The sequence below is a fragment of the Nocardia brasiliensis ATCC 700358 genome (assembly GCF_000250675.2).
GTDB classification, from domain to species: domain Bacteria; phylum Actinomycetota; class Actinomycetes; order Mycobacteriales; family Mycobacteriaceae; genus Nocardia; species Nocardia brasiliensis_B.
The window spans coordinates 5952633-5965969 of record NC_018681.1 but is presented as its reverse complement, the minus strand read 5'-3'; the positions used below and the strand labels follow the sequence as shown (position 1 = coordinate 5965969).

Annotated in this window: 14 protein-coding genes; 7 read left to right on the top strand and 7 right to left on the bottom strand. The window is 67.6% G+C overall.

Annotation, left to right across the window (positions count from 1 at the left end; all coding sequences use genetic code 11):
* Positions 1-7 precede the first annotated feature (7 nt).
* Positions 8-1123, bottom strand: coding sequence for an FAD-dependent oxidoreductase (locus tag O3I_RS26280; protein WP_014986033.1), 1116 nt, complete (start codon positions 1121-1123; stop codon positions 8-10).
* A gap of 161 nt (positions 1124-1284) precedes the next feature.
* On the opposite strand from O3I_RS26280, the gene O3I_RS26275 reads away from it, so the two are divergent.
* Entirely contained in the window at positions 1285-1545 is a 261-nt protein-coding gene (locus O3I_RS26275; RefSeq protein ID WP_014986032.1) for a phosphopantetheine-binding protein, read from the top strand.
* Position 1546: 1 nt separating this feature from the next.
* On the opposite strand, the gene O3I_RS26270 is transcribed toward O3I_RS26275, so the two are convergent.
* A complete protein-coding gene (locus tag O3I_RS26270; RefSeq protein WP_014986031.1) occupies positions 1547-2908 on the bottom strand; it encodes an ABC1 kinase family protein in 1362 nt (453 codons plus the stop codon).
* Positions 2909-3030: 122 nt separating this feature from the next.
* Here O3I_RS26270 and O3I_RS26265 point away from each other — a divergent pair, with 122 nt between their 5' ends.
* From O3I_RS26265 to O3I_RS26255, 3 genes are all read left to right on the top strand, one after another.
* The gene (locus O3I_RS26265; RefSeq protein WP_014986030.1) at positions 3031-3660 is read left to right on the top strand and encodes a TetR/AcrR family transcriptional regulator; all 630 of its coding nucleotides are present in this window, start codon (positions 3031-3033) and stop codon (positions 3658-3660) included.
* A gap of 264 nt (positions 3661-3924) precedes the next feature.
* Positions 3925-5127 carry a PucR family transcriptional regulator gene (locus O3I_RS26260; RefSeq protein WP_014986029.1) on the top strand — a complete coding sequence of 401 codons (1203 nt, stop codon included), beginning with the start codon at positions 3925-3927 and terminating at the stop codon, positions 5125-5127.
* Between the two features lie 209 nt (positions 5128-5336).
* A complete protein-coding gene (locus O3I_RS26255; RefSeq protein ID WP_014986028.1) occupies positions 5337-6005 on the top strand; it encodes a YdcF family protein in 669 nt (222 codons plus the stop codon).
* Between the two features lie 199 nt (positions 6006-6204).
* Here O3I_RS26255 and O3I_RS26250 read toward each other — a convergent pair whose 3' ends face one another.
* Positions 6205-6618, bottom strand: coding sequence for a hypothetical protein (locus tag O3I_RS26250; protein WP_014986027.1), 414 nt, complete (start codon positions 6616-6618; stop codon positions 6205-6207).
* 292 nt (positions 6619-6910) lie between these two features.
* Here O3I_RS26250 and O3I_RS26245 point away from each other — a divergent pair, with 292 nt between their 5' ends.
* The 3 genes from O3I_RS26245 to O3I_RS26235 all read left to right on the top strand — a co-directional run bounded on the left by O3I_RS26245 (position 6911) and on the right by O3I_RS26235 (position 9456).
* Positions 6911-7741 carry a hypothetical protein gene (locus O3I_RS26245; RefSeq protein ID WP_141692009.1) on the top strand — a complete coding sequence of 277 codons (831 nt, stop codon included), beginning with the start codon at positions 6911-6913 and terminating at the stop codon, positions 7739-7741.
* A gap of 108 nt (positions 7742-7849) precedes the next feature.
* A complete protein-coding gene (locus O3I_RS26240) occupies positions 7850-8620 on the top strand; it encodes a helix-turn-helix domain-containing protein (protein ID WP_041562882.1) in 771 nt (256 codons plus the stop codon).
* The gene (locus tag O3I_RS26235) at positions 8617-9456 is read left to right on the top strand and encodes a fructosamine kinase family protein (protein WP_014986024.1); all 840 of its coding nucleotides are present in this window, start codon (positions 8617-8619) and stop codon (positions 9454-9456) included. The genes O3I_RS26240 and O3I_RS26235 overlap by 4 nt, the downstream gene beginning before the upstream one ends.
* A gap of 13 nt (positions 9457-9469) precedes the next feature.
* On the opposite strand, the gene O3I_RS26230 is transcribed toward O3I_RS26235, so the two are convergent.
* The 4 genes from O3I_RS26230 to O3I_RS26215 are packed head-to-tail and all read right to left on the bottom strand — an operon-like array spanning position 9470 to position 13200.
* Positions 9470-10069: a GTP-binding protein gene (locus O3I_RS26230; protein WP_014986023.1), complete on the bottom strand. Its 600-nt coding sequence runs from the start codon at positions 10067-10069 to the stop codon at positions 9470-9472.
* Entirely contained in the window at positions 10050-10424 is a 375-nt protein-coding gene (locus O3I_RS26225) for a DUF742 domain-containing protein (RefSeq protein WP_014986022.1), read from the bottom strand. The genes O3I_RS26230 and O3I_RS26225 overlap by 20 nt, the downstream gene beginning before the upstream one ends.
* Entirely contained in the window at positions 10421-10846 is a 426-nt protein-coding gene (locus tag O3I_RS26220) for a roadblock/LC7 domain-containing protein (protein ID WP_014986021.1), read from the bottom strand. Before O3I_RS26220 ends, O3I_RS26225 begins: the two co-directional genes overlap by 4 nt.
* Before the next feature lie 2 nt (positions 10847-10848).
* Positions 10849-13200, bottom strand: coding sequence for a sensor histidine kinase (locus O3I_RS26215; protein WP_014986020.1), 2352 nt, complete (start codon positions 13198-13200; stop codon positions 10849-10851).
* Positions 13201-13337 lie beyond the last annotated feature (137 nt).

The window sequence follows — 13337 nt, the reverse complement described above, 5'->3', positions numbered from 1 at the left end:
GCTCGGGCTACGGATTCCAGCGGGTGATCTCGGCGATCACCATCCGTTGCGGCAGCGCGCGCAGCACGGCATTGCGCATCGTGCTGCCGAACCTGGTGCGGCGCTGCATCACCGGGATCAACCAGCGTGAGCGGTTCTGCACCGCGTCGACTCTGGCCCGGCGACGCTGCACGTACCGCCGCAACGCCGCCGGGACCTGGGCGGCATGCACCTGCGACAATTCCTCGGCGAGCACCAGCGCGGATTCCATCGCCATCGACGCTCCGACGCCCGCGGTCGGCAGAAACGCCGCGCCCGCGTCGCCGAGCAACACCACACGCCCGAACCGCCACTGCGGCAACCGGAGATCGTCCAGGTCGAAACAGCCGACGCGATCGTCGGCGCCGAGCGTGTCGATCATCCACTCCATCGGTCCGGCCACCCCGCGCAGTCGATCGCGCAGCTGGGCCGCAGTGGCGGGCGCGCCCACGGCCGGCAGCGCGGCAGCGCAGCCTACCGAGCCGGTGGTGGGGTTGTAGCCGAAATACCGTCCGACTCCCCAGAATTCGTGCGACTCGTCGGCCGCCACCGCGTGACCCGGCGTCCACCAGGTCCACAGCCGCAGGCCGCTGCGGCGCATGTGCACGGGTCCCGCGACCAGCCCGCGTACCGCCGAATCGATTCCGTCGGCACCGACCACCACATCGAATTCGGCCTGCGTGCCATCGTCGAAGTGCGCCAGCACGATTCGTTCGTTCTGGTCGAGGGCGGTGACGGTGCGCGCCATCCGCACCTGGGTGCCGCCGCCGTAGGACCCGAGCAGTTCGATGAGTTCGGCACGCCGCAGCGCCCGGGGCACACCGTCGCCGAGCCGGCCGCCGAAGTCGAACACGCGTAGTGGCCCGCCGCCATCGACGTGGGTGGCGTAGGTGTTGATCGGCACGGTCAGCGCGTCGAATCGGGCGCCGAGACCGAGGTGTCGCACCACCTGGCGGCCCATCGGCCACAGCGTGATGACATACCCGACATCCCCGTACCGGGTGACCCGTTCGACAACCGTGGGCTCGATGCCGGTGCGCCGCAACGCCGCGGCCAGGGTCAGGCCCGCGATACCGCCGCCCACCACCAGGATTCGCGGCGTCATGGCCGGTCCATTCGTGCTTTGTGCACGCTTCGAGTCTATTTCCCGACCGGAGCTCGATCATCGTCCGGCAGTTGATCTCCGCACCGCACCGGGCCGTTCGTTGAGCGCGGCCGGATCATTCGATCCACGACTGCCGCCCGGCCGCTGGATAGGTTGGAGCGGTGTCCGACGCCACCCTGCACGTGCTGCTCGACATCGTCGAGACCGATCTCGGGATGGTGGTGCCGCAGGACGAGCCCACGCAGATCGCCGTCGGCGATCTGGGCTTCGACTCGGTCGCGGTAGCGATCGGTCTCGTCGCCATCGAAGAACGCCTCGGCGTCCGGCTGACCGAACGTGAGTTGCTCTCCTGCTGGACGATCGCCGATATGGTCGAGCTCATCGACACGGCGCTGCGCTCGGCCGCCGGATCGGCCGAGTAGGTCAGCGGAACTGCCGGGTGGCTCGCCCGATCTCGGTGACCGGCGGCTCGTCGTAGAGCCACTCGCGGGCGATCCGATGCCAATTGTTGGTGGTCTCCAGCTGTCCCAGCGCGGCGAAGGTGAACAGGTCGGCGCGCCGGGAGAAGACGTGTTCGGCGGGCAGTCGCTGCTTACGCATGCCGCGGAACTCGGCCGCCCTGGGGTCCACGGCGAGAATCAAAGCCCCCGTGGCGAGTTCGGGGGTGATGGTGATCTCCTCGTCGACCAGGTGCCAACCGGCGGCGGCCCACACGTAATCGAGCACCTCCTCGGCGTCGACACCGGAGTCGGGATCGATGATGCCGCGCGCGACCCACATCGCGAACAGATCGTCGGAGCGGCATTCAGCCGCCGCCTGCAAACAGGCGCGCTCCACCTCGACGTGCTCCGGGTCCATGCGGTGGTAGAGGCCGAAATCCACGAAACCGAGCCTGCCGTCGGCCGCGAGCAGGATGTTGCCGGGATGCGGGTCACCGCAGAATTCGAGATCGGTGAACAGGGATCCGACGTAGAAGCGATAGATCAGCTCGCCGATCCGGTCCCGATCCGCCGTCGGCAGCCGCCGAATCTCTTGGCAGGGCTGCCCTTCGAGGTACTCGGTCACCAAAACCTGTGGACCACAGCACTCTTCGACGCTGTCGGGCACCGTGACGAACGGGTGTCCACGGTAGCGCGTGGCCACTCGGTGCTGGGTCCGCGCCTCACGCACGTAGTCGAGTTCGCTGCCGATATTGCGCGCGATCTCGTCGAGCACCTCGGCGTCGGCGGCGCTGGGCAGCATGGACTTCCACAGCTTGCTGAACATCGCCAGATTGCGCATGTCCGCCTCGACGGCGGCGTCCACCCCGGGATATTTGACCTTGACCGCGACCTGGCGTCCGTCGTGCAACCGAGCCCGATACACCTGGCCGATCGAGGCCGCGGCGATCGCGGTTTCGTCGAAATCGGCGAAAACCCGTGCCAGCGGTCCGAGATCGTCCTCGATCACCGCGCGCATGGTCGAAAACGAGACGGCGGGAGCCTGATCGCGCAATTCGGCGAGCTTGACCCGGAACATCTCCCGATGCGATTCCGGCAGCAGATCGACGTCGAGCACCGAGAGCATCTGCCCGAGCTTCATCGCCGCGCCTTTCAGGCCGCCGAGCACGGTGACGAGCTGTTGCGCCGCTTGCAGTGTCGATCGTTCGGCGAGCACCTGCCGGGCCGCCTCCGGCTTGCCGACCATGGACAATCGGGTGCCGACGCCCCGCAGGGCCTGGCCCGCGGCCAGGCGGCCGAGCTTGCTGCCGCGCGCGAGACGGCCCTTAGGCACCCGATCGCCCACTGTCGTAACCTCCGTTGGCCCAACATGCCGCGTGACGCGGTGGCACCCACTCTCGCACACTTCCGGGCGGGGCTAAACTGAGCGAAGCTCATTTTTGCACGACAGCAGGCAGGAGTTACCCGATGCCGTCGAAAGCCGTGGGGGAGCGCAGGCGTCCTACCCAGGAGCGTGCCAGGGCGACGCGCGAGCACATCCTCGACACCGCCGCCCGGCTGTTCGGCGAACGCGGTATCGCCAACACCTCGACCAACCGGATCGCGGCCGAGGCCGGGGTCAGCATCGGCACGGTGTACCGGTACTTCACCGATCGCTCGGTCATGGTCGAGGAACTGCTGCGGCGCCTGCTGGAGAACATCGAACGCCGCTTCTCCCAACGGGTGTTCGGGCTCGGCGAGAAGCCGAGCCTGGAGGTGATCACCGAGATCCTGGAGGTGATCACCGACGAGCTGGTGGAGAACGCGCTGCTGGTGCGGGCGCTGGTGGCCGGGGTGCAGTTCTACAACAGTGGCATCCCCGAGTTCGAACCGCGCCTGCGTTTGCTGGTGAAGGTCATGGTCATCCAGGTGCTCGGCCCCGGCGACGACCACGAGTACGACGTGATGACCTTCGTGCTGATCAACACCGGTTTCGCCGCGGTACTGCGCGCCTCGGCGCTCGAGGTGGACAGCGCCGAGCGAGCCGAGGCGGTCCGGATGACAGCCAGGATGATGGCCGCTTGGATGGATACCGAGATCAAACGGGTCCAGGCCTGAAAAAGTGAGCACCTCGCTATCTCCGGTACCGCGCGATACACCGCACCGCGCGCCCCGGTTCGGTATTTTGCCTGGTGAGCGGCGGTAGCCGGGCTCGTCACCGACCGCCTAAAGAGGAGTAGAAGGTGAGCGGGCGCTCGGTTTACCGTTGCTGCCAAGAACAAAAACCCCGGTAACAACGAAGTTCTCGGCGTGGCAGAAGTCCTCAGTTACTTCCCGCCAACGCCGCAGCGACTGCGGAGTAGGGAGACCAGGAGGCCACCGGTGACCATCGAAAGTCTCGATCGCCCCGAATGCGGCGTGCTACGCCGCCAGATCTCGTCGTCCGCCCGCGATCTCGACGTGCTGACGCGGACCGTGATCACTCATCTGGCGGCCGGCCCGATGGCCGAGACCGTGCGGCGCGGCGAGGTCAAGACCGTGGTGCGGATCTGCCTGGAGTGGTTGATCCAGCGGTTGAACGGGCACCCGGTGCCCACCGTCACCGACCGGCTGGAATCGGCCGCGGGCGAGTGCGCCCGCGCGGGCATCCCCATCGACACGGTGCTGCACGCGGTGAACGAAGGATGCAAGCTGGGCCTGGACCTGATCGCCCGACCGGGCCCCGCGGACGCGCTCGGCGTGGTCACCGGCATCGCGCGGGTGGTCGAGCTGTCCAAACTGGTCACCGTCGAGGTGAGCAAGGCCTACGTCCGGGAACACAAGGCGGACGCGGCCGAACATCAAACCGAGACCCACAACCTGACCTCGGCGCTGCTCGGCGGGCAGCTGGGCGGCGGCGAGTTGTCCTTCGCCGCAGAGTATTTCGTGCTCGCCATCGCGCTGCCCGCGCACCCCGACGAAGGACGGCCCGGACTGGACCGGCAGGTGGTCGCCCGGCGCAAGCTGCGCCGCCTGCAGTCCGCGCTCGCGACCGAGCTCGGCGGTCAGGCGCTGTCACTGCTGTCGGTCGACGGGGGCACGATACTCGTGCCCGGCACCGCGCGCGCTGACGCCGAACTCGACGATCTGCTGCAGGCGCTGGCCGCGGCGGCGTGCGTGCCGATCACCGCCACCGTCGTGCTCGCCCGGCCCGAAGGAGTGCCCGCGGCGGCCCGGCAGGCGCACGAATTGCTCGACACCGCACAGCGATTGGGTCGCGGGCCCGGCGTACACCGCTTCGCCGAACTGGCGTTGCAGCATCAGTTGAGTCGTCCGGGGATCGGCCGCGACATGCTCGGCCACCATCTCGCGCCGCTGGACGAACACCCGGATCTGCGCGAAACCTTGCAGCTCTACATCGACAGCGATCTGAGCAGGCAGCGCACCGCCGAACAGCTCGGGGTACATCCGAACACCGTCGACTATCGGCTGCGGCGCATCGGGGAACTCACCGGCTTCGACCCGGCTCGTGCCGGTGGATTGTGGTATCTGCGTTCGGCATTGGTGGCGCGATTGGGATTTGTCCCATCGGACGGCCCGCAATAGTGATCGGTCTCGAGTAACAGCCGCGCGAATATATACCGAGGTCACAGCCCGAGGAGCGGCATCACAGCTGGGTGTGGCCGACGGCGGTGAATTATCCAGGAATGGAACGGAATCAGTGCTTTCCGCCGGTAATCGGGCGAATCTTGTTGCGTATTCTTCCCTTTGTGCCGAGGCCATTGTCGTCTCGCACATGATGCCGCGGAGATATTATGCGCAACAAGAATTCCGCTCTGCTCCGGCGAATTGTATATCCGGCCACGGGACTGCTGGCGGGGTTCGCGGTCGCGGTCGCGCAGTGTCCCGCGCACGCGGAACCGCCCCGGCCCGCAGACGCGGTGCGGGCCTTGCCCGCGCCGCTCGCCGAACTGGTCGACGCGGTGCTCTCGGCACTGGAAAACCGTGCACCGCTGGTGGTTTCGCCGCCACCGCCGCGTTACGCGCCCGGTACCGCGATCGTGGTCCTCGGCTACGGTCTGCTGCCGGACGGCACCATGCGCCCGACCCTGGTCGACCGCCTGCGGGCCGGCTGGCTCGAGGCGGTGCTCGCCCCCGCCGCACCGGTCATCGTGACCGGCGGCAACCCGCACAACGGCGTCACCGAGGCAGACGCGATGGCGCAGTGGCTCATCGCACACGGCATCGCCCCCGACCGCATCCACCGGGAGCCCCTGGCCCGCTCGACCGTCGAAAACGCCACCCACTCCGCCCGCCTCATGCGCGACATCGGCGCGACCACCGCCGTGATCGTCACCTCCGCCGACCACATAGACCGAGCTGCCACAGATTTCGCCGCCGCCGGAATCCCCATCACCGCCACCGTAACCGCCGAACAACTCCCAGAACCAGCCGCCCGCCTACTCCGCGCTCGGGGCGCGTGAGCATCGCTGACGCGCCTTGCGACCAGGCGAAAAGTACCGCACCCCGACCGACACCGAACGGAGGAGTTGCTGGGCCATTTCGAACGCCGCGATGGCCCAGGGTGATTGCGGTCGCACGGCTGCTTCCCTGAACTAATCGGCCATGCCCATCCGGCGTCGCCTGAACATTCGCTTCTGCCGACTACCCTGAGTTGCGGTATCAGAGGCCGGCACTCCGCGACAGCAGAACCTCGGCGGTCTCCCGGCTGATCACAACACTGATCTCGTCGAGTGCGCTGTTGACGAGAATGCCGTGACACTCGATGTCGTCCACGGCCATCCGAAGTAGAACCTCGCCGGACACGCCCCCGTTGAATCGGGGACCGAAGTTTCGAAGGGCGACTTCGGGATCCGCCCACGCCAGCACACGTGACCGACCGTCACCGTAGGTGGTGCGTCCGGCTCCTACGTCGTTACCGGCGACGAAACCTCCCTGTCCGTCCGGCTGCACGTTCCCGGTAACCACGATGCCGAGTGTGCTCGAACGAAACAAAGCCAGAAATCGGTCGAAGCTGTCCGGGGTTCGGCCATCCACGTGTTCGCCGATCAAGTCCGACAACAACGATTCAGTCACCCCTCGAACGATAGCCGGACAGTCGAATGCGCGCTCATGCCACGTCCGCGGCGCTTGGCCGATTTGCTGGCGGATATGCGGGCACAGAACCAGCCAGAGGTAGCCTGGGCGCGCTTCTTCCGAGGCGGGGGAGCCTCATGACGGTGAATCCGGCATCCATCGCGCAACGCGGTACACCGGCAAGAAGCGCGGCTAACGCGCTTGCCGATGATGCATACTGACGCAACACGATTGGGACTGCTCACCGACGTTGCGAGCTAATCCCCACTCGCAACGCTTATCGCTGTCGGTCGTGCCGGCAGGGCTCCGGTCGTCCGGTGCAGGCATTCCCCACACGGATGCATTGACGCGGTTTGTTACCGCGGCGGAGCCTGTTCGTATGACATGCCAGCCGCTCTTTCTCGGTACCGTCGCGCTCTGGACACGATGTCCATGGACGCGCGAAAAGCCATTCGGAAAACTGTCCTACGCGCGGACGGCCGTGATCGCGGTGAGTTGTATTGCGGCCGCGGCCGCGATCACGGTCGGTGCAGGCCCGGCACAGGCCGACAGCTCGACCACGGTCAGTCCCGCCGGAGCCGGCGTCACAACTGCCAACATGGGTCCGGTGGTCTTCGGGTCGGGCGCCTCGGCCGTCGACTGCTACACCGGAACGACCAGTGGCGGTGCCGTCCCCGCAGCACCGAACAACCAGAACGCGAGCGGCCCGGTGACCGTGTCGCTGGGCACCTTGACCGTGAGCCGATGCAACCCCGGCGAGCCCGATCGCATCGTCGAGGTGACAACCACAGGGACTTGGACAATGGTGGCACAGAACGGGTCTCCGATCGCCGCCGATCTGGTCATTCCGCAAGGGGGACTGACCATTACAACCAGGGGGACGGTGAACTGCACCACCGTATACGCGCCGGACGAGCCTGCGACGGTGGCCGGTACCTACACCAACAGCGCCGAGATCGGCGGCCTGAAGTCGCTGCCGACAGTGACCGTCCGCGACATGGCGCCGAACCGGACAACGGGTGACGCGTCCTGCCCGCCCGGGAATTCCTGGGGCAGAGTGTCAGCCACTTTCATCGTGAACAACCCCACCGACCCGGGACGCATGATCACCGTTGGTCCGTAACTCCGGGACGCCGGTGCGGTACGGACGCTGCGGTTCGGCTTGCCGACCAAGACCTTCATTACCTGGGAGGTAATGGTTTGGGGGTGGAAGGGTTCGTAGGATTGGGGGGTGACTGGGCGGACGGCGGGGGATTTGTTGCGGCATTGGCGGTTGGAGCGGCGGCTGAGTCAGCTGGAGCTGGCGGGGCGGGCCGAGACTTCGGCGCGGCATCTCAGTTTCATCGAGACGGGGCGGGCGACGCCGAGCCGGACGATGCTGGTGCATTTGAGCGAGCACCTGGAGATCCCGTTGCGTGAGCGCAATCGGCTGCTGCTCGCGGCCGGGTATGCGCCCGCCTATGCGGAACCGGCGCTGGACACGCCCGCGATGGCCGCGATCCGCGGTGCGATGGAACAGATCCTGATCGGGCACGAGCCGTATCCGGCGCTGGCGATCGACCAGAACTGGACCATGATCGACGCGAATTCCGGTGTGGCGCTGATGCTCACCGGTATCGATCCGGCCCTGCTGCAACCGCCGGTGAACGCGCTGCGCCTGAGCCTGCACCCGGACGGCTTGGCAGGCCGCATCGTCAACCTGGCGCAATGGCGCGGTCATCTGTTCGCGCGGCTGGCCCGCCAGGTCGAGGTCACCGGTTCGCCGCAGCTGGCCGAATTGTTCGAGGAGTTGCGCGCTTTCCCCGGCGGCGAGATCGATCCGATGCTGCCCGAACCCGACCAGTCCGTGGTCCCGTTGCGGTTGCGGCACGAAGGCGCGGAATTGTCTTTCCTGAGCGTCACCACCGTGTTCGGCACGCCGATGAACGTCACCGTCGCCGAACTCGCCATCGAGTCCTTCTTCCCGGCCGACGAGGAGACGCGGAAGCGGTTGACCGCATGAACCTTGCCCAGCACCTCGGCGGCCTGCTGGACACCCCGGTCCGCGCCGTGACCGATCTCGGGGCGAGTCACGCGTGGACCCTGCACCGCGCCGACTTGGCCGACAACCGTAGCGTTTTCGTGAAGGCGTCCGCCGAACCGACCACGGTCTTCGCCGCCGAGGCGAACGGTCTGCGCTGGCTCACCACCGATGCCCTGGTCCCCGACGTGCTGGCCGTCGACGAAAACCTGATCGCCCTGCCCTGGTTGGCCGACGCGGGCGCGACGGTTGCCACGGCGGAGCGTCTGGGCCGCGAACTGGCTGCGCTGCACGCGAATTCACCGCAGACCTACGGCGCGCCCTGGCCCGGGTGGATCGCCGAACTGCCCTTGGACAACACCGCTTCCCCTGGCCCGTGGGGGAGTTGGTACGCCGAATACCGCCTCGCCCCCTACCTTCCCCGAGCCGCACCGCATCTCGGCCCCGACGGAATTCGCTTGCTGGAGCAGGTGATCGATCGCATCGACCGGCTGGCGGGCCCGCCGGAGCGGCCCGCGCGCATCCACGGTGACCTCTGGTCGGGCAACCTGATCTGGACCGCCGAACGGGCCGTGCTGATCGATCCGGCCGCACACGGCGGGCACCGGGAGACCGATCTGGCCGTGCTCGCCCTGTTCGGCGCTCCGCACCTGGACCGAATCCGCGCGGCCTACCACGAGTTCCACCCGTTGGCCGCGGGCTGGCGTGCGCGTATCCCACTGCATCAGTTGCACCACTTGCTGATCCACGTGGTGCTGTTCGGCGGCAGCTACCGTGCGCAGACCCTCGCCGCCGCCACGGCAGCGCTGGCGAGCTGAATCGCGCGGTGGCTCAGCTGGTGACGATCGGCTGCTGCACCCGCGCGATCAGATGTTCCACCAGCGTCATCAGCACCGTCTTGCACGATCCCCGATCGCGGGCGTCGCACAGCTGCACGGGGGTGTGCGGATCGAGGTCGAGCGCGTCGCGCACCTCGTCGACCGTGTACACCGGCGCTCCGTCGAAACAGTTCACGCCGACCATGAACGGCAGCCGCCGCCGTTCGAAGAAGTCCACGGCGGCAAACGAATTGCCCAGGCGCCGGGTATCGGCGAGCACGACGGCGCCGAGCGCGCCGCGGGCCAGCTCGTCCCACAGGAACCAGAAGCGGTCCTGTCCGGGGGTGCCGAACAGGTACAGCACCAGGTCCCGGTCGATGGTGAGCCTGCCGAAGTCGAGCGCGACCGTGGTGGTGGTCTTCGACTCCACCCCGGACAGATCGTCGACGCCGGTGCTGACCTCGGTGATGAGTTCCTCGGTGCGCAGCGGGGCGACCTCGCTGATGGCCGAGACCATGGTCGTCTTGCCGACGCCGAACCCGCCGGCGACGAGGATCTTGACCGAGGCGGCCAGGTGCGGCGTGCCGCTCGGGTCAAATTTTTCGGATTCCATCCAGTACCGCTCGCAATATGTTGAGGTCTTCGGGCCCGGCTTCCGTCGGAACCGGAGCACGGAATATGAGTTGCCCGTCGCCGATCAGGTCGCCGACGAGGATCTTCGTCACCGCGAGCGGTAAACGCAACTGTGCCGAGACTTCGGCCACCGATTGCGAAACCCGGCAGACCCGAAGGATATCGGCGTATTCGGGTTCGGTTCGGCGCAGTGGGCCCGCGGCGTCGTCGGTGACGACCGACGTGAGCATGTCCAGCTCGGGACCTGCTCCGGTGGTGCGCCCACGCGTGAGCGCGTAGGGCCGGACCAGCGGGCCGGCCGCCTCGTCGAACCAGGGCTCACGCGGTTGGGTCATGGCAGATGCGGTTCTCCCTGCCCGACGAGATCGTGTCTCGGTGTGGTGGACAGATAAGTGCCGACCCGTTGTACGGTCAGGTTCATCTCGTAGGCGACCATGCCGAGGTTCGCGGACTCGATCGCTTGCAGTGCGAGGCAGGCGTTGTCGCCCGCCGAGGTGACGAACAGCACCGCCCGGTCCAGTTCGATGACGGCCTGGCGTACGCCGCCGCCGTCGAAGCGGTTACCCGCGCTGCGGGCCAAACCGTAGAGCGCGGAGGACATCGCGCCGAAATGTTCGGCGTCTTCCCGGGTCATCGCGCTGGAGCGGCCGAGTAGCAGTCCATCGGTGGACAGCACCACTGCGTGCCGTACTCCGGCCAGCCGGTCGACGAGATCGTCGAGTAGCCAATTGAGATCACCTGTGGGAGTAGCGGACACGCCTACCCTTCCTGTTCGTCCGGGATGATAGCGGAGCGGCGGCCCTGCCTTGTCCCGTTCTCGATGGCGGACATGAGATCACGTGCCTGCTCCGCGGACCGCGCCTGCGGGGCGGGCGAAGCGGGCGGTTCGGGGGCCGATTCCGCCAGCGGCGCAGCGAGATTGGCCTGCCTGCTGCGGCGCGGCAGGGCCGGCCTGGTGTCACCGCCGGGCTGCGGCGCGGCGTACTGCGGCGGCTGCGGGGCCGGTGATTCGAGCGCCAGGGTGGCGACGGCCCCGGCGGCGGGCTGCGGCGCGGCCGCCGATTCGGCGACGGGTGCCGCGGGCAGGCGTCGGCGCCGGCCGGGGTCGGTCAGCTCCGAGGGCGTCTGCGGCGGTACCGAATCGGTGACGATGAGCGCGGACGGAATGAGCACGATGGCCTTGATGCCGCCGTAGTCGGACTCCGACAACCGCACCGTGACACCGTGGCGCACCGCGAGCTGGGCGACGACGAACAGGCCGAGCCGGGAGTCCGCCGACAGCGCCGCGACGCCGAAATCGGGTGGGGTGCGCAGCATGTCGTTGAGCCGGGCGAGTTCGCCGTCGGACATGCCCATGCCCTGGTCGCTGATCTCGGTGACCACGCCCTTGCCGACCACGTTGCCGCTCACCTCGACTCGCGATTGCGGCGGGGAGAACGCGGTGGCGTTGTCCACCAGTTCGGCGAGCAGGTGGATGAGGTCGGCGACCACGGTGCCGACCACGTGCACCTCGGGCAGCCGGGCCACCCGGACCCTGGCGTAGTCCAGTGTTTCACCGACCGAGCTGCGCACCAGATCCATCAGCGGCACCGGGTTGCGCCACTGCCGGCCGGGCTGGCCGCCGCCGAGGATGGTCAGGTTCTCCGCGTTGCGGCGTTCCCGGGTGGCCAGGTGGTCGAGCCGGAAGAGCGTGTCGAGCAGGATCGGATCCTCTTGCCGCTGTTCGGCTTCGTCGAGGATCTCCAGTTGCCGGTGCACCACGATCTGGCTGCGGTGCGCGATATTGAGGAAGACCGACTTCACGCCCTCGCGGGTGCGGGCCTCGGCGACCGCCGCGCCGATGGCGGCCGCGTGCGCGTGCTGGAAAGCCTTGGCCACCTGGCCGATTTCGTCGTGGCCGAAGTCGAGCACCGGCGTTTCGACCGCGGGGTCGATGGTTTCGCCGTCGTTGAGCCTGCGCATCGTCTCGGGCAGGCGTTCGTCCGCCATCGCGATGGTCTGCCGGCGCAAACGCTTGAGCCTGCGAATGATCCGGTTGGCCAGCACCAGCGCGATGAGGAAGGCGACGATGCTGACCACGAGCACGCCGCCGCCCGCGTACAGCGAGTTGGCCGCGGAGTTGTTCGCCTTGTCCTCGGCCAGTTCCTGGGAGTGCCGGTTCTGGGCGGTCCACACATCGATCAGGCCGCGGTTCACCTCGGACGCGGCGTTCTGCCACTCCGCGTTCGACAACGGCAGCGCGGGCTGCTTCGAGCTGGTCGAACTGCTGGAGCTGCTCGAACTACCCGAGCCGTTCGAACTGTTCGCCGCCGCCTGCGTGGTCAGATGCCGCTGGGCGACAGCCGATTCCATCAGCGACAGCTGCTGCCAGGCATTGCTGCCGGTGAGCGCCTGCAGCCGGTCGTGCTGTGCCTTGTCGGCGCTGAGTTCGGTGGTCAGGTTGCCGATCTCGGCGTGATAGAAGCCGACTTGGCGCAGGAATTCCTCGACCGGGATGGGCGTGGCGCCGTTGCTGGTGGAAAGCATGACGCCGAGCGCGTTGCTGCGCGACATCGCTTCGGCCGCATTGAGAAACCGCATGCCGTCGGCGATCGCGACGCCGATCTCGGTGTCCGGCGCGGTCTGTTCGGCGATGCCGGTGCCCACGGAGATGACGTCGAGCAACCGGTTGTAGAACATGTACGCGTCCGAGGGCGGCAGCTGACCCGCGTCGGTCGCCATCCGCACCTGCGTCATCTGGCTGAGCAGTGTGTTGAAGCCCGCGACGTCGTCGCCGATCTTCGAATCGTCCACTTCGCGAAGGCCGTTCGACACCTCGATGAGTCCGCGCATCGCGCCGTCGAGGCGGATCCGGGCTGCGGCGAGGGCGGGCGGAACGGTGTCGTCACCGGCGAGCTGGGCCAGGGTCAGGCGGCGTTCCTGCTGCACCGCCTCCATGAGTTCTCTGGTCTGCGGGATGGCGTTCTGATTCTGTACCGCCCACTCTTTCGCTTTGGTCCCCTCGGCGACCAGGTATCCCGCTGCGCCCACGCCGACCACAAGCAGAGTCAGGCTCGGAATGAGCGCGATTGCCAGGATCCGCGTACGGACCCCGAGCCTCGCTCTGAACATCGGCACAACCTAAACCACAAAATGGACTGGGCGGGACCAGTGTCCCGCTGACTGAGACTCGAGTTGACTTTCCCGTGAACGACAACCGACGGCGGCATGACCGCTCGGCGTGGCGTTTGCGGCGGGATTCGCGGCCG